Origin of the sequence: Elusimicrobium minutum Pei191, assembly GCF_000020145.1 — a bacterium.
Classification (GTDB): Bacteria; Elusimicrobiota; Elusimicrobia; order Elusimicrobiales; family Elusimicrobiaceae; genus Elusimicrobium; species Elusimicrobium minutum.
The window spans coordinates 336,192-351,662 of sequence record NC_010644.1; the positions used below are offsets into that span (position 1 = coordinate 336,192).

General features: G+C 39.5%; 15 protein-coding genes and 1 tRNA gene. 12 read left to right on the forward strand and 4 right to left on the reverse strand.

All coding sequences use genetic code 11. From position 1 onward, the window contains the following. Nucleotides 1-9: 9 nt before the first annotated feature. Nucleotides 10-204 (reverse strand): 30S ribosomal protein S21, encoded by a 195-nt coding sequence (gene rpsU / locus EMIN_RS01600; RefSeq protein ID WP_012414489.1) that lies wholly within the window; start codon nucleotides 202-204, stop codon nucleotides 10-12. A 98-nt stretch (nucleotides 205-302) separates the two neighbouring features. Next, on the reverse strand, nucleotides 303-641 hold the full coding sequence (locus EMIN_RS01605) for a histidine triad nucleotide-binding protein (protein WP_012414490.1): 339 nt from the start codon (nucleotides 639-641) through the stop codon (nucleotides 303-305). A gap of 66 nt (nucleotides 642-707) precedes the next feature. Here EMIN_RS01605 and EMIN_RS08025 point away from each other — a divergent pair, with 66 nt between their 5' ends. The 4 genes from EMIN_RS08025 (at nucleotide 708) to EMIN_RS01625 (ending at nucleotide 5,483) form a co-directional block, all read left to right on the forward strand. Next, a complete protein-coding gene (locus tag EMIN_RS08025) occupies nucleotides 708-1,433 on the forward strand; it encodes a M48 family metallopeptidase (protein ID WP_052545805.1) in 726 nt (241 codons plus the stop codon). Beyond that, nucleotides 1,420-2,370, forward strand: a complete 951-nt coding sequence (locus tag EMIN_RS01615; protein ID WP_012414491.1) for an alpha/beta hydrolase — start codon at nucleotides 1,420-1,422, stop codon at nucleotides 2,368-2,370. The genes EMIN_RS08025 and EMIN_RS01615 overlap by 14 nt, the downstream gene beginning before the upstream one ends. Nucleotides 2,371-2,914: 544 nt before the next feature. Next, entirely contained in the window at nucleotides 2,915-3,439 is a 525-nt protein-coding gene (locus EMIN_RS08030; RefSeq protein WP_012414492.1) for an OmpA family protein, read from the forward strand. A 364-nt stretch (nucleotides 3,440-3,803) separates the two neighbouring features. Then, the gene (locus tag EMIN_RS01625) at nucleotides 3,804-5,483 is read left to right on the forward strand and encodes a hypothetical protein (RefSeq protein ID WP_012414493.1); all 1,680 of its coding nucleotides are present in this window, start codon (nucleotides 3,804-3,806) and stop codon (nucleotides 5,481-5,483) included. 31 nt (nucleotides 5,484-5,514) lie between these two features. Here EMIN_RS01625 and EMIN_RS01630 read toward each other — a convergent pair whose 3' ends face one another. Next, on the reverse strand, nucleotides 5,515-6,405 hold the full coding sequence (locus tag EMIN_RS01630; RefSeq protein WP_012414494.1) for a hypothetical protein: 891 nt from the start codon (nucleotides 6,403-6,405) through the stop codon (nucleotides 5,515-5,517). A 28-nt stretch (nucleotides 6,406-6,433) separates the two neighbouring features. Here EMIN_RS01630 and EMIN_RS01635 point away from each other — a divergent pair, with 28 nt between their 5' ends. Then, nucleotides 6,434-7,708: a mechanosensitive ion channel family protein gene (locus tag EMIN_RS01635; RefSeq protein WP_012414495.1), complete on the forward strand. Its 1,275-nt coding sequence runs from the start codon at nucleotides 6,434-6,436 to the stop codon at nucleotides 7,706-7,708. Between the two features lie 62 nt (nucleotides 7,709-7,770). Here the strand turns inward: EMIN_RS01635 and EMIN_RS01640 are convergent, their stop codons facing one another. Next, the gene (locus tag EMIN_RS01640) at nucleotides 7,771-8,526 is read right to left on the reverse strand and encodes a hypothetical protein (RefSeq protein WP_012414496.1); all 756 of its coding nucleotides are present in this window, start codon (nucleotides 8,524-8,526) and stop codon (nucleotides 7,771-7,773) included. A gap of 210 nt (nucleotides 8,527-8,736) precedes the next feature. Here EMIN_RS01640 and EMIN_RS01645 point away from each other — a divergent pair. The 7 genes from EMIN_RS01645 (at nucleotide 8,737) to EMIN_RS01675 (ending at nucleotide 15,458) form a co-directional block, all read left to right on the forward strand. Further along, nucleotides 8,737-8,810 (forward strand) — tRNA-Arg (locus tag EMIN_RS01645). A gap of 63 nt (nucleotides 8,811-8,873) precedes the next feature. Further along, nucleotides 8,874-9,914, forward strand: coding sequence for a CapA family protein (locus tag EMIN_RS01650; RefSeq protein ID WP_012414498.1), 1,041 nt, complete (start codon nucleotides 8,874-8,876; stop codon nucleotides 9,912-9,914). 11 nt (nucleotides 9,915-9,925) lie between these two features. Then, complete coding sequence (gene dnaB / locus EMIN_RS01655) at nucleotides 9,926-11,323, forward strand: replicative DNA helicase (RefSeq protein ID WP_012414499.1); 1,398 nt, start codon at nucleotides 9,926-9,928, stop codon at nucleotides 11,321-11,323. A gap of 16 nt (nucleotides 11,324-11,339) precedes the next feature. Next, on the forward strand, nucleotides 11,340-12,449 hold the full coding sequence (gene alr / locus EMIN_RS01660) for an alanine racemase (protein WP_012414500.1): 1,110 nt from the start codon (nucleotides 11,340-11,342) through the stop codon (nucleotides 12,447-12,449). Nucleotides 12,450-12,619: 170 nt separating this feature from the next. Further along, nucleotides 12,620-13,396, forward strand: coding sequence for an MlaE family ABC transporter permease (locus tag EMIN_RS01665; RefSeq protein ID WP_012414501.1), 777 nt, complete (start codon nucleotides 12,620-12,622; stop codon nucleotides 13,394-13,396). Nucleotide 13,397: 1 nt separating this feature from the next. After that, nucleotides 13,398-14,147 (forward strand): ABC transporter ATP-binding protein, encoded by a 750-nt coding sequence (locus EMIN_RS01670; protein WP_012414502.1) that lies wholly within the window; start codon nucleotides 13,398-13,400, stop codon nucleotides 14,145-14,147. 18 nt (nucleotides 14,148-14,165) lie between these two features. After that, on the forward strand, nucleotides 14,166-15,458 hold the full coding sequence (locus tag EMIN_RS01675; RefSeq protein ID WP_012414503.1) for an MlaD family protein: 1,293 nt from the start codon (nucleotides 14,166-14,168) through the stop codon (nucleotides 15,456-15,458). Nucleotides 15,459-15,471: the final 13 nt, after the last annotated feature.

Genomic DNA, 15,471 nt, shown 5'->3' on the forward strand with positions numbered 1-15,471 from the left:
AACAAACTATTAAAAGCGTTTGCGCTTTGTGCGTCTCATTCTTCTTTGAGCTTCTTGAGACTTTATTTTTCTTTTCACGCTCGGCGGCATGTAGGTTTCACGTCTTTTGATTTCTTTAAGTATGCCGTTTTTTTCGCATTCTCTTTTGAATCTTTTAAGCGCTTCTTCCAAATGCTCTGCGTCTCTAACTTTTACAAAGACCATTTAATTTCTCACCACCTTTACTTGAAAAAGTATAATAGATATCCCCTAAATTACAAGGGGGCTTTTTTAAAACAGTTAAATTTGTGCCTGCCTAAGCGTCAACCCGGAGGCCAAAGCATTCTTCTTCCCGCCAAAAGGTGAAAGTGAAGGTGTCCTACGCTTTGCCCCGCGCCTTTACCGTTATTTGTAACTAAGCGGAAATCCTTAAGCCCGAATTTGTTTGCTATTTCAACAGCGGCTAATTGCAGTTTTCCCAAAAGCTCTAAATCCTGCGCTTTCGCGTCCGATAAGGAAGTTAAGTGTTTTTTAGGTATAATTAAAATATGCGTCGGAGCTTGCGGGTTTAAATCTTTAAAAGCGACAATATCGTCATTTTCAAAAATGATTCTTGTTTCAATCTCTCCGCTGGCTATGCCGCAAAATATACAATCTGCCATAGAGTTATTATATCATTTTAAAAAATAATATAATAGTTTTAAATTACCATAGATTTGGAAGTGATTATGAGCGATATTGAAATAGAAACCACATTAACTGACATTAAACTTTTTATAGAGTCCCTTAAGTCCGACATGCCGGAAGTCTTTGCCAAAGACAAAGTAAAGGAAGATATAGCGGGTAAAGTGCTTTATATGGGCGATATTTATGACGCAGCCATTAATATAACCCCTGAGGAAGAACCAAGCGTTAAATTTGAGGACGGCAAGTTTATTGTTAAAATAAAGTCCGAACAGGACGATGCCGGCGCTTTAGTTGAAACCTGGCTTTGGAACCAGGCGGAAACAGTTTTAAAGGAACGCACCAAAATTTGGGCCGAAAAAATGGGTGTTGAAGTAAACAACGTTGCTATTAAAGACCAACGGACCATGTGGGGAAGCGCGTCCGAAAAGAAAAATATCAATTATTCTTACCGTATAATAAAGATGCCCAATGTTATTATTAACTACCTTGTAATTCATGAGGTTGCGCATCTTGTCCATATGAACCATGCCGATGAATACTGGTCCTTAGTGGCTGTTCATTGCCCCGAGTATAACGAGCATCGCAAGTGGCTTAACGGTAATCGCGCGTATATTATGGCGGATACAAAACTTAAATACGTAAAACCACAGGAAAAACCTGTGGAGGCGGAAACAGACGCTGAACAGCCTGTTGATAGAGAATCTGCGCAGGACCGGGTTTCAGTTGAGGGTGCAAATTTGCAGGAGGAAAGCAATGAACAAATTTAAATTATTGGCGGTTTTATTTTTGCTGCCTGTTATGGCTTTTTCACAACAACAAAAAGAGGAGCGCATTATAATTAATGAAAATGAACACGCATACGTTAATTTCCCTTCTTCCGAAACAAAAACCCAAAGAAACGTGCGTTTTGTTCTGCCCCAAGGATATTTAGAAACAAGGGCCTCTTACCCCGTTGTTTATGTTTTGGGTGAAACAGAACATAAAAAAACTGTTGTTTCTAAAGACGCTATCTTCGTTTTTATAACCCCAGCTGAAAAAGAATTAGATACCGCCGCTTTTACCAGATTTTTACTTAGAGATGTTCTTATTTATACGGATTTAAACTTCCGTACCAAGGCCGAGCCCAGGTACCGCATGTTAGCGGGCAGGAATTTTAACGCCCAATTCGTTGCAAATATCTACCAAAACCAAACGCAAATAGAGAATTTAGCTTTAATTGATGTTAAATTTTTTGACGATTTAAAAACCTTTGCTCCCCAGGGCAGAATTTTGTTAAGCGGCGCTAAAAAAGAAATAAACCGCTTTGTTTTTAACGAAAAGTTTAAATTTGGCGGGAATTTACTTTATTCTTTTAAGGAAGACGTGAGCTTATCATCAATACCTACGGATATGGTTTTTAGTCCGGAAGGTTATGCTAAAGATTTTAAGCTTTTTCTATCTACGGACACAAACGGCGTTCCCCGCGGCTTTAAAGAAGGCGTTGACATGACCGCAACATTAGTTTATAAAAACGGTTTTGAGGCTAATTACCTGCCCTTGCAAAGCGATTTAACCATAAAGCCCTCCTCTGCTTTGATTTGGAATGAGCAGCCCCAGCAGTTTTTTATAACAAAAAGTGCGGCCGAATCGGCAAAAAAGAGAAATGTTAAGGTTAAATTGTCGCTTTTGGGACAGACGTCCGATTTAAAGATAAAATTGTTCTAAAAAATGGTATTTTAGCTCCTAAAAAGGCAAAATATCAACAAAAAATTTGATTTGTCAACAGTTTTTTTTGATAATTTTTAATTAGTTTTATAAACCTCTTTTGTATAGTATGTTTAGACGTGGATTTTTACTTTATCAACAGGGTTTTATCAATAGAGATGCGCTTGTTGGGTTTAAGTTATCCACAGAAAAGCCGAGTTATCCACAATTTTGGGTAAAAGTTAGAAAATTTAATATTTTTTATTAAAATTTTTTTAATTAAATTTAGCAATACAGAAAAGTTATCAACAACTTATCAACAGGGTGTTGATAAATGTGGATAAACTCTAAAATTCAAAAGTTGAAGCTTTTTAAGCGGGCAAAAAGCTTTGCCGGTTATTGAACTTTCGGTTTGTTTTTAATTTAATTGCTATTATTAAAAACAGTAGGAGTAAAACGCTAAAAGCGGTTTGTGAAAAATACAGCGTTTGGGTGTTTTTTGGAATATTGGCAGTTTTTTGTATAATCTAAGTAAAATAGAATTTAATTCTGTACGGATGATATTATGAAATTTATAAAAGTAATTTTAGTTTTAGCTTTGTTTATCGGCGTCGCGGGCTGTTCGAGTGAACCCAAAAGAGACGAAAACGGATACGTTGCGGACCCTATTATTGAAAAAGAAAGAAAGCGAAACGCGAGGCTTGAAAAACAAACCTCCGAAGAAATGTTTGCCTCAAGGCAAATACCTTCCGTTAATTTTGAGTTTGATTCCGTGCATTTAGCGGCTTCGGCCTATCCTATTTTGGATAAAGTAGCTGGATTTATGGTGGGCAGACAGCATATTAAACTTATTGTTGAGGGGCATACGGACAATGTCGGGTCAGACGAATATAATGACTGGCTTAGCGAAGCGCGGGCGATTGCCGTTAAAAGCTATATCGTAAGCCGCGGCGTTCACCCGGATTCAATTAAAGTGTATGGGTTTGGTAAAAGGCGTCCACTTACTTTAGATGACAGTATTGAAGGCCGAGCCACTAACAGAAGAATTGTTTTTACCGTTACTGACAGAACCTGGAACTCAGTTTATTAATTAAATTTTTTTTAAAAGCCCCGCCATATGGCGGGGCTTTTTTTATGAGAGTACGGGTCCCTCTGCGTAAAGCGGGGGATGGTAGTCCCCTGATTTCTCAACGCCTACGCCTTTCCGCTGTGAAGGCGTTGATGTTTATTGTTGAGTGAAATCGCAAAGCTAAGCTTTGAAATAAAAGCCCCCCCGGGCTTGAGCCGGGGGTTTCATTATGGATTTTATAGTTTTCATTTTAGGACAGGGTGTTTTTATTGGCAAATTAATAAATCCTGCTATAGGTCAAAAGGCCTAAAAACATTTAGGCCTTTTGACCCTTGTTGCGGCGGCTTAACGGCGGTAAAATTAATATATACAAGAAAGGCGATTTATGAACAAATACTTTATTAAAGTATCGGCGTTATTTTTATGTTTTAGTTTAATATCTTCCCAAACACGGTTAGCGGTTGGGCAGCCGCTTCTTTTTCTAAATAACGCCGAAAGCAAGGAATTTAAACAGCAGCAAACAGATTTTAAAAAGAAGATGGAAGATTTGCAAAAGCAGGCTGAGTTTTTTGCGAATACAAACCCCGCTTTTGGTAAAAATAATCACGCCGCAAATATTGCCGCCGCTATTGAAAAAGAAAAAAACAGTATTACTGTCAGGCAAGATAATACAAGAGTTGTTTTAAAAAACTTTCCGTTTGAACCGATTGAGTTAAAAGAAAACAAAATTATTTCCTGGGCGCAAAACATAACGGAGGAAAACGGCAGAGGGATTGTTTTACTTAGCCTGCTTAAAGATAAAGAACTTTTATCCCGGCCGGAAGTTTATGAAAAAGACTCCTGTTCCGAAGGATATGAGGGGGAAACGCCTTGTTATTTTGGCCTTATTTTGGAAAGTTTGCCTTATGTGTATTTTAATTATTTTGAGGCCGAAACCTTAACCGATTTTATAATAAAGCAGTTAAAAACCCCTTATGACAGAGACGATAAATACTACAAGGTTTACTATCTCTACACTCTTGTAGCCGCCAGTTTGGTGTCAAATAATTCAACAAGTTCTTTAATGTTGGAAAGACTTTTAGAAGGTGTTAAAACAGGTTATCCGGTAACACAAGTATGGGTGGCTAAAGCTTTGTCGGAAATTGTGTATTTAAAACCTTTCCAGCAAAGAAAAGTGATGCAAGAATTAGAAACCCTGTTACAAAGATACAGTGACAGCCTTAAATTCGCTTATTATGAAAAAAGCACTATACCCGGGTTAAAAATACCTAATCAAACCATGGCTATAAAAAACTTTATGTACAGTGTTTGCTTTTTTGCCGCTAAGGAAGATGACAGTATTTTTAAACTTCTTATAACCACAGGGTCTTTTGTTGACAGGGCGGCATATTTGCAAAACCCCTTGCCCGGTATGGATTGGGATATGTTAGATAAAGGGGCAAAATTTTCCAAAAGCCAGTCCGGTTATAAACATGAAATAGCTTTTAATTTAATTGAAACTCTTTTCAGCACTTACGCTATGGCAGAACGTTACGATAAAATGACAAACTTTATTATAAAATACGCGACTTATAAAGAGGGGTACGGCTTTCTTAATTACTTTTTGTTTGCCATGCTGGGGCTTGAATTCGCTAACGCTTATAACGATATTTTAAATATAGAAGGCTGGACGGTGCAGCATAAAACCTTTCTTGCCGTTTTAAACGAGAAAGTTGTGGAACTTGATCCGCTTGTTTCCGATATGGTTAGAAACCAAATGGCAGCGGAGGTTATTGCCGAATGGGCGACTTTTGCAAGAGTTTTTAAAGTAGTAGGCAAGGGGTTGGGCCTGGCCGGTAAAACAGCCGTAAAATATATGCCGAAGGCAGCTTTTAAAAGCGGGCAGGCTTGGAGGGCTGTTTCTTCTAAAATGCCCGGTATCGCAAAAAAAGCGAAATGGCCGGCCATAGTAGTGGGCGGAGGCATTGCATCTAAAGCGGTTTATCAAAAAATTACTTCCAAAAGCAGGCCTAAAGTACCGGAAATGAGCGACGAAAATATTAGAAAAGCTATAACAGTAAAATAATATTTAAAACCACCCGCCGTACAATGGCGGATTATTTAGCTGCTATCTGTTTGGCCAAAGCGTTATGTGGAACTACTGTATTATTATCTAAATCCACAAGCCATATGCCGCAGTGTATCGGGTAAGGTTTTAAAGAATTTTGAGTCTTACCTCTTTTGGAATCAGACACGCAGGTAACCAAAAACATATTGTCAAACATAGCGCTGTTCCACTCTTTGTCGCCGTTAATCAAAATATATCCTTTTTTGGCGTCTTCACGGTCAAGACGGTAAAGATAATTGTCTATATCGTAACCGAAAAAGCGTTTGACATAATCAATACTTTGTTTTTTATTGTAGTTTAAAGTAAGCGTTGAAATACGTTTCTGCTCCTGTGTTTTAAGCTCAGCTTCTCTGGCGTTTTGTATAATTTTTTTGGCTTCGTAGGCCTCATCTTGTATCGTTTTTTGTTTTTCTAACTGGGAAATGCGGTAAAGATTAGTTTCTTCTTTATATTTAAGTTTTATGGTGCCGTCGCGGCTTATGGCTCCGGCGGGCGTTACCGAGGCTGTTATAACCCCTAAAACTGAGGAATATTTTATTTTTATTCTTATGACGCCGGGCTCATATTTTCTAGAGCGTCCTTTCATGGCAAGGTCTTGCGCGTAATCGCGGTTAAAATCAAGCACCACTTCAGGCATGTCGCTGCGCCAACAGCAGGTTTGGGTACATGAGAATCTTTTATCTAACCTGTTTTTAGCTTCTTCAGGTATGAATTTAAAGTTTAATTTAAAGCAGGAGTCTACCTGTTTACCTTCCCAGTCTTTTTTGTCGCTAACAACTTCCAGCCATTCTTTGTTTGAGGCGTAAGCGGAATCATAAGTCACGTTTCCGGCGCAGGAAAACATAATAAACACCGTTATAAAAAGAATAATGTTTCTCATGGGTTAATTATATAATATAATTGAAAATATGAAACCCATATTTAATCTTCTTGAATATCTGCAAGTGTCTGAATTTTGGGCCTTGCTTTTGGCAAAATTAATAAGTCTTGCCATATTTATTTTTTTGATATGGCTTGCGGGATATATTTTCAGGCTTTTTACGGAAAAATATCTTATAGACAGAATTTTCAAAGGCCGCTTTAAAAAATGGCACACCGCGCTGCAAAAAGGCAACTTTTTTGCCGCTATAGGTTATTTTTTAGCCGGTATTTTAGCGCAGTACGCGGTTGACTTCTTTTTCCCCGGGGAATATGCCAGATTCGCCTCCTTCGGAGTAAAAGTTGTTAACGTGTACTTTCAAATTTGCGTAATTATAATAATTAATAAAGTTATTGATATTATAATTTCCTTCTACGGCAACAACCCCAAACTCCCTGTTAAAGGGTTAATGCAGGCTATAAAAATAGTTATTAACTTTTTGGGCGGTCTTGTCATTTTGGCGTGGATGCTTGGCAAAGAACCGCTTTTCTTTATTTCCGCTTTAGGTTTGGCCGCGTCCGTTTTAATGTTGGTGTTTAAGGACCCTATTTTAGGGTTAACGGCAAGCTTCCAGCTTTCATTTAACGACATGCTCCGCATAGGAGATTGGATTGAAATGCCCAAACACGGCGCCGACGGCGATGTTATAGATATTTCTTTAACAAGCGTGCGCGTGCAAAATTGGGACAAAACTATTGTAAGCATTCCCGCCTATGATTTAATTTCCTCCTCGTTTAAAAATTGGCGCGGAATGAGCGACTCCGGCGGTAGAAGAATAAAAAGAGCCATAAATATCGATGTGCAGACAATTAAATTTATGGATGAGGACCTTTTTAACAGACTTAAAAAAATTGAGTTATTAAAAGAATATCTTACAAAGAAAGGGCAGGAAATAGCCTCATTTAACGAAACTTGCAATGTAAAAGAAAGCATGGTTAACGGCAGGCATTTAACAAACGTGGGCACCTTTCGCGCTTATTGCGAAGCTTATATAGGCAGCCGTGATTATATACATAAAACATATACCTCCATGGTAAGGCAACTTGAGCCCGGCTCACAAGGGCTTCCTTTGGAAATATATTGCTTTACCAATACTACCGCGTGGGTAGCGTATGAGGCGCATATGTCTGATTTATTTGACCATTTGTTCGCGGTTATGAAAGACTTTGATTTAATGCCTTTCCAAAACCCGAGCAGCGGAGATATAAGAAATCTGAGTTTAAAGGCATTGCCCTCCGCGGTTGCCGGCTCTGAAAATAAATAGCTTAGTTTGGTTTACAATAAAAAACCCGCGCGGTTTAAATCGCGCGGGTTTTTTATTGTACTTTATCCGAATATAAAATAAGTTAAAGTTACCGTATTTTTTGAAACGGTTTTATAAATAACTATTGGGTTAGCTTCGTCTTCCTTTTTGGCGGGAATTATATCTTTTAAATATTTAAAATCGGGGTGGTTGGGCAAAATGTTGTTTAAAATAAGCAGCGGGTTGGCGCCGTTTAGAGCGGCGTCGTTAATTATTGTTATTAAAGGTTTTGCTATTTTAGAGCTGTCTGTTTCGTATGTTATGTCAACCCTTAACGATTCGGACGATGTTTTCTCATAAAAAATAACGTTTCCGTCATTAGTGTTTTCCGTATATTGTTTAAACCTGTATTTGGCGGGAAGGTAAAGCGTAATTTCCTTATCTTCTTTTTTATATTTTTTGGGATTAAAATTGCCGATTTGTTTTTGTTTTTTATCTTCCTGCGCGCCCAGAACGGTAAAATCTATTAAAAGCGCCCTGTCTTTTATGTCTATTCCTGTTATCGCTTTTACTTTCCCGTTATGGAGAGACCCTGATATAATAGGCTCGGCCTTTAAAAAAACACCGTGCTGTTCGGATAAGTCAGGATCAAAAGCGTCGTTTATGGTAACGGTAATTCCAGTGTCGGATCTTTTTACCTGTTCTAAAATCTTTTCTTTTAATTTTATTTTTTCATCTTTTATGTTGCGGGGGATTTTAATATCCAAATCCTCCTCAACGCCGGCGCGCGCGCAAACCAGCATTAAAGGCAAAATAAAAAGTATAAAAAACTTTCTCATGATAACTCCATATATACTAATAATAATCAAATAATAAAACCGCCACAAGGGCCAAAAGACCTATATGTACTATGGGCCTTATAACCTTAATTGATTATACAAAAACAAATTTTATTTTTGTAAACAAGTTTAAAAGCGCCGCGAGGGATAATTTAGTTTATTGCGGGGTTGTCAAATCTGCTAAAATATATATAAATAAATTTTAATTAAGCTCCCCTAGCTCAATTGGATAGAGCGACTGTCTTCGGAACAGTAGGCTGTGGGTTCGAGTCCCTCGGGGAGTACTTTTTTTCTTATTTTTTATTAACCTTATTTAAAAATATAAATCTATAATTTTAGGATTTAAAATGCGCGCGGATTTGTTTAAACCTTCATTTTTCGTTTTGCTTTTGGCAGCTTTTGTTTGTGCTTGCTCTTCAAACAGAACGCAGAGTTCGGCTTTCCCGTGGCATGAATATGAAAAGGTTGCGCAGGAACTTACCGTCAGCGGGCAGACGGAAGAGGATTCCAATGCGGAAGTTTGCGCCGTTCCGGGGCGTGTTATAACGCTTACTTTCGCGGGCGATACCACGATGGGAGATTATCCCGAGCAACAGGGTATGACTTTTAACTGGCAGTATAAGCAGCTAAAGGGCGATAAGAAATATTTTTTAAAAAATATGCTGCCTATGTTTACTACGGACGATTTTACAATAGTTAACCTTGAGGGCGCCATTACGGATAACGACGAAGCGCAGGAAAAGGAATTTCGCTTTAAAGGCCCTTACGAATACCTGGATATCCTTAAAGCCGGCAGCGTTGAAATGGTTAATATGGCCAATAACCATACGCATGATTACGGTGTAAAAGGTTACAATGACACAAGGGAAAATCTTAAAAAAGCGGGTATTGCTTTTTTCGGTTATGATGATTTGATAGTAAAAGAACTGCATGAGACAAAGCTTTGTTTCCACGGGTTAAAGGGTTTTGACTGGAACCGGGACAGCAAAATGCTTTTAAAACACTTAAAACATTTTAAAGAAATTAATTGTGATATTATCATAACCACTTTTCACTGGGGTGAGGAAAAAGCTTATGAAAATAACGCCTTGCAGGAACGCCTTGCCCGTTTAGCTGTTGATAACGGAAGCAGTTTAATTATAGGACATCATGCGCATGTGGTGCAAAATATTGCACAATATAAAGGTGTAACCATAGTATACAGTTTGGGAAACTTTGTTTTCGGCGGAAATAAAAACCCGGCAGACAAACGCGCCCTTTTATACCGTGTAAAAATACAAGACGGCAAAATAATAAGCGCGAACCCCGTAAAAATTTTAATATCATCAGAAAAGGCACGCAATAACTACCAGCCGGTTTTTGACGGCGAGTATCAGGATTTATTATAAGGAGCGGCAGTATGGCAGACAATATTTTAGATAAAGTTCCTCCCCAGGCGATAGACGCGGAAATGGCGGTTTTGGGATCAATGTTAATAGAGGCCCAGGCTGTTGAACGCGCTTTTGATATTTTAAAGGCGGAGCACTTTTATAAAGACGCCCATAAGAAAATTTTTTCCGCCATGCGTAATTTAGCTGATAAGAACCAGGCTATTGATACCATTACGTTAACCGAAGAACTTAAAACCACAAACCAGCTTGCCGTAGTAGGGGGGGAAGTATATTTAGCCGAACTTATAGATAAAGTTTCCACCGCCGCCCACGTTGAACATTATGCGGAAATTGTTTATAAAAAGTTTTTGGTGCGAGATTTAATTAAAATTTCCACAACAATTATACAAGAGTCTTACAAACAGGAAGACGAGCCTGAAAAACTTATTGACCTTGCCCAGGAGCAAATTTTTAAAATAAGCCAAAAGCAGGATATTAAAGGCTTTATTGCCGCCAAAGACCTTGCCGAAGAGGTTATGCATCTTATTGAAAAGGCCAGGCTTGATAAAAACCCCGTTAAAGGCGTGCCCACGGGATTTACTGAATTTGATTATAAAACGGGCGGGTTTAGAAAGTCTGATTTAATTATTATAGGCGCGCGCCCTTCGCAGGGTAAAACGGCGCTGGCTTTAAACGTGGCGCATTTCGCAAGCGTGGTTAAAAATATTCCTATAGCTTTTTTCTCTTTAGAAATGGGCAAGAACTCTATTTTTGAGCGTATGCTTTGTTCCGCCGCCATGGCTGACGTGCACCAGGTGCGCAGCGGTATTTTTAAAATGGAAAAATGGCGCGACCTTACCCGTGAAGCGGGCCGCCTTGCGCAGGCGCCTTTCTTTATTGACGATACTCCCGGCATTACTATTACAGAGATACGTATGCGTGCGCGCCGCCTTGCCAATGATTTGGAAAAACAGGGCAAACAGTTAGGCATGATTATGATTGACTATTTGCAGTTAATCCGCAGTACGGGCCGCTTTGAAAGCAGACAGCAAGAAGTGTCCGAAATTTCAAGAATGTTAAAAGAACTTGCCAGAACCTTAGACGTGCCTGTGGTCGCTTTATCACAGCTCAGCCGTAAAAACGAGGACAGAAGCAGAGTAGATAATAAGCCCCAGCTTTCCGATTTAAGGGAATCAGGTTCTATTGAGCAGGACGCGGACGTTGTTGCTTTAATACACCGCGACGGCTATTATAAACGTGATGATGAAAGCCTTAAACGCAAGGCCACATTAATTATAGCCAAACAGCGTAACGGCCCGGTGGGCGACGTTGACCTAAACTTTATAAGCGAACATACTTTATTTACAAACCCCGCTCCTGAAAATATTGAAGTGGGCGAATACGGGGACGTAAGCGTTCCTATGTAAAACGGGCTAGGATATTATGGATAAAATTTTAAGGCCTACAGCCGCCGTGATTGACTTGGAAAATTTAAAACATAATATTAATTATGTTCGTTCCCTTTTAAACCCAAAAACAAAAATGCTTTTTGTTTTAAAAGCAAACGCTTACGGACACGGCGCAGTTAAGCTTGCTAAATACGCCCAGGAAAATAATCTTTGCGATATGCTTGGTACCGCTTCTGTGGAAGAAGGCGTTGAACTTAGAGAAAACGGAATAAAACTGCCTGTTCTGGTTTTGGGAAGCGTCTATCCTTTTGAAGCTTTTGAAACCGCCGCCGCTTATGATTTGGCTATAACAATAGCAAGTTTATCCGCCGCCAAAGCCGTTTGTGAAATAGCTTCTAAAATCAATAAAACCGTTTACTGCCATGTTAAGCAAGATACCGGCATGGGGCGCATAGGCACAAGACGTACCGGCGTAGCTAAAATACTGCAAGAGCTTAAACAAAATAAAAATATTATTATTGAGGGGTTGTACACTCATTTATCTTCCACAGACAGCGACGAAGTTTTTACTTCTTGCCAATTAGGTTATTTTGAAGAAGCCGCCCTTGCCGCAAAAGCTGATAATATTGACGTAGAAATATTTCATGCCTGCGCTACCATGGGTACGCTTTTCGCTCCGCGCGGCAGGTTTGACATGGTGCGTTTGGGACTTGGCGCTTACGGCATGGTAAAAGAGGATAAAAATTTTAAACCTGTTCTTTCTTTAAAATCAAAAATAGTGTTTGTTAAAGATGTTAAAAAAGATTTCGCCATAAGTTACAACCAAAGTTTTATTGCGCCTAAACAAATGCATATAGCTACCGTGCCCGTAGGTTACGGAGACGGGTATATGCGCGCCATGTCCGGCAAGGCGGAGGTTTTGATTGCGGGCAAGAGATGCAAGGTTATTGGCAATATTACCATGGATATGATTATGGTTGACGTCACTGACGTCCAAGAGGCAACCGTAGGCGACGAAGTTGTTTTGATAGGTAAGCAGGGTGATGAGGAAATTACCGCTTGGGAGCTTGCTTCCTGGGCAAACACCATAGCTTATGAGATTACCACACTTATAACCGCCAGAGTGCCTAGATTTTATAAATAATATATTTTTTTCTAACGTAGAAAATTCTTTAAATACAAAAGTAAATTTACCGCAGAAGGTTTTGCCCGTAAAGGACAAAACCTTCTTTTCTTCTGAAAAAAACTATGTATAAATAGTAAAATAATGTTATATAGTATTAAATAGTAACCACAGGAGCGCGTTTAAAACTTATGTTCGCTGTTATCGGGCGGGAAATAATTATATTTTTTAATGAATGCGGCAAAGCGTTTAACATGCTTCGCTCCTGTATGTTTTGGCTTTTCAAAGCGCCTTTTGAATGGGCGCAGGCTATGCAGCAGTCGGTTACAATAGGCATAAACTCTCTTACGGTTACAACTCTTACCAGTATTTTTACCGGCATGGTTCTTGCCTTGCAGGGCGGTAACACTATTTCAAATATTTTAAGCGAGCCTATGTTTGTAGGAACGTTGGTAAGCTTTTCTTTAATACGCGAGCTTGGGCCCGTGCTTACGGCCGTTGTGGTTGTAGGCCGCGCAGGGGCCGCGGTTACGGCTGAAATAGGCACAATGCAGGTAACGGAGCAGATTGACGCTCTTTATACTTTAGGCACAAATCCCGTAAGGCAGCTTGTTTTGCCAAGAATGTTCGCTTTTATGCTTACTGTGCCGATACTTACGCTTTTCGCTAACTTCTCAGGCATATTCGGCGGTTATTTGGTGGCGGTACACGGTTTAGGCGTGCCGGATGTTACCTATTTAGAAGATATTACAAACTATATGAACACGCTTGATTTCATGCACGGTTTTATAAAATCAATTTTCTTTGCTTTTATGGTAGGCACGGTTTGTTGCTATAAAGGTTTGGACACAAAAGGCGGCGCCGAAGGCGTGGGCCGTTCAACCACGATAGCCGTTGTAACAAGCATGGTTTTAATTTTAGTTTTGGATTATTTCTTAACCGCTATATTAACGGCGTTCGGGATATAAGATGATAGAAATTAAAGATTTATACAAAAGCTTTGGTGATAAAAAAGTTCTTAACGGGGTTAATTTAACGGTTAAGGAGGGGGAGGTTGTGTCCGTAATAGGCGGCTCGGGTACGGGCAAAAGCACGCTTATTAAGTGTATTGTGCGTCTTATAAAACCCACAAGCGGCAAAATTTTAATTGATAGTAAAGATTTTACTTATACTGATGATGAATTCCGCCTCGCGGCTATAAGGCGCAAATTCGGCTATTTATTTCAGGAAGGGGCTTTGTTTGATTCTTTAAGCGTAGGCGAGAACGTTGAGTTTGGTTTACGCTATTTAACGGAAGAGCCTAAATCAAAATATAAAGAAATAGTAAAAGACAAACTTGCCTTGGTCGGTTTAAAAGACGTTGAGAATATGCGTCCTTCCGAGTTAAGCGGCGGTATGAAAAAGCGCGTCGCGTTGGCGCGCGTTTTGGCCGTAAGCCCGAGGTATCTTTTGTATGATGAACCCACAAGCGGTCTTGATCCTATAATGTCTGACGTTGTTAACGAACTTATTTTAGATATGAAGAAAAAACTTAATATGACGTCTGTAGTTATCACGCACGACATGAAATCAGCTTACAAGATATCAGACACCATTGTTTTCTTATACGGAGGCAAGGTGCTTATGCAGGGCACGCCGGAAGAATTTAAAAATACTGACAATCCTTATGTAAGGCAGTTTGTGGACGGCACGAGTAACGGACCGATTAAAATAAATTAAAATAGGTAGAATGATACTATGAGAGCAGAAACTAAAGTTGGCATATTCGCGGTGGCGGGGGTAATACTTTTCGGCATTTCGGTATATATGCTTGGCAATATTTCAACAGGCGGCGAATATAAAGTTAACGTAAGATTTAGCGACGTTACCGGACTGCCCGGTAAATCAACGGTTAAACTTAACGGCGTTGACGTGGGTAAAGTGCGCCGCATAAAAATGAACGGAGACCATGTTCTTGTTACGGTTGGTATCAAAGACGGGGTTGAAATTTACCGCGACGCGGCTTTTAAAATTACCACAAGCAGTATAATAGGTTCTAAATTTTTAAGTATAGCGCAGGGAAAGCCGGGCAAAGGCATCCTTAAAAACGGCGATACGATTGACGGCGCTAATGAACCTTCCATGGACCAAATGGTTCAGGAAACCCTTGCAAGCGTAAAACAATTTGTTGACAGTATTAACGGAGATGGCGGCCTTGGTGAGGATTTGAACGCCACTTTATCTAATGTGCGTAATCTTTCCGCCAATTTAAATGAACTGATAGCGAGTTTAAAACCTTATTTAGAAAATTCCGCCCATGATATAAGTTATATGACTGCCGATTTGCGTGATCTTATAGCAAAGGCCGACAGTATTGTTGATAAAATTGACAATGGCGACGGCATGATAGGCGCGCTTATTAATGATCCGGAAGTGAAACAAAATGTTAAAGAATCTTTTGCAGATTTAAAAGAAACTTTAGCCGAAACAAAAACATTTGTGGGTAAAATGTCGCGCTTTAGAGTGTTTTGGGTTTTTGACGGTTATTATAATATGGACGCTGAAGCGCTTGCCGCGCAAGTGGCGCTTAAAGTTTACCCCAGCAATAACTACACATATTACCGCGCGGGTTTTGCCAATATCGGCAATGAGGATGATTTTGTCAGCGATAATGATTATATGGAAAGGAACAAACTGGATTTACGTTTGGGCTTTTACAACAATTACTTTGATTTCTCCGCGGGTTTAGTGTGGGGAGCCGGCGGTGCAGAACTTATTTTGAAACCTTTTTACGGGCACGGTTTTTGGGAACGCCTTACATTGCAGGGCCGTTTTACGGATTTTGGGCGCGACAGGACAATTAATAACCGCGATTTCTCCAAACCTAACGTTCTTTACGGTGTAAATTTTGAAATTAACAGGTTTATTGAAATCGGCGCTGGTATGTCGGACGCGCTTGAAGTTAACCAGCCATATATAAGAGCTATGATCAAGTTCCAAGATAAGGATATTTCCTCCTTCTTTGGGCTTGCGGCTATGGCCAGCAATTAGAAGAAATATAATT

Excerpts from the sequence above, each read along its gene's own strand:
- rpsU (WP_012414489.1), bottom strand. The coding sequence starts at position 204 with ATGGTCTTTGTAAAAGTTAGAGACGCAGAGCATTTGGAAGAAGCGCTT.
- EMIN_RS01605 (WP_012414490.1), bottom strand. The coding sequence starts at position 641 with ATGGCAGATTGTATATTTTGCGGCATAGCCAGCGGAGAGATTGAAACA.
- EMIN_RS08025 (WP_052545805.1), top strand. The coding sequence starts at position 708 with ATGAGCGATATTGAAATAGAAACCACATTAACTGACATTAAACTTTTT.
- EMIN_RS01615 (WP_012414491.1), top strand. The coding sequence starts at position 1,420 with ATGAACAAATTTAAATTATTGGCGGTTTTATTTTTGCTGCCTGTTATG.
- EMIN_RS08030 (WP_012414492.1), top strand. The coding sequence starts at position 2,915 with ATGAAATTTATAAAAGTAATTTTAGTTTTAGCTTTGTTTATCGGCGTC.
- EMIN_RS01625 (WP_012414493.1), top strand. The coding sequence starts at position 3,804 with ATGAACAAATACTTTATTAAAGTATCGGCGTTATTTTTATGTTTTAGT.
- EMIN_RS01630 (WP_012414494.1), bottom strand. The coding sequence starts at position 6,405 with ATGAGAAACATTATTCTTTTTATAACGGTGTTTATTATGTTTTCCTGC.
- EMIN_RS01635 (WP_012414495.1), top strand. The coding sequence starts at position 6,434 with ATGAAACCCATATTTAATCTTCTTGAATATCTGCAAGTGTCTGAATTT.
- EMIN_RS01640 (WP_012414496.1), bottom strand. The coding sequence starts at position 8,526 with ATGAGAAAGTTTTTTATACTTTTTATTTTGCCTTTAATGCTGGTTTGC.
- EMIN_RS01650 (WP_012414498.1), top strand. The coding sequence starts at position 8,874 with ATGCGCGCGGATTTGTTTAAACCTTCATTTTTCGTTTTGCTTTTGGCA.
- dnaB (WP_012414499.1), top strand. The coding sequence starts at position 9,926 with ATGGCAGACAATATTTTAGATAAAGTTCCTCCCCAGGCGATAGACGCG.
- alr (WP_012414500.1), top strand. The coding sequence starts at position 11,340 with ATGGATAAAATTTTAAGGCCTACAGCCGCCGTGATTGACTTGGAAAAT.
- EMIN_RS01665 (WP_012414501.1), top strand. The coding sequence starts at position 12,620 with ATGTTCGCTGTTATCGGGCGGGAAATAATTATATTTTTTAATGAATGC.
- EMIN_RS01670 (WP_012414502.1), top strand. The coding sequence starts at position 13,398 with ATGATAGAAATTAAAGATTTATACAAAAGCTTTGGTGATAAAAAAGTT.
- EMIN_RS01675 (WP_012414503.1), top strand. The coding sequence starts at position 14,166 with ATGAGAGCAGAAACTAAAGTTGGCATATTCGCGGTGGCGGGGGTAATA.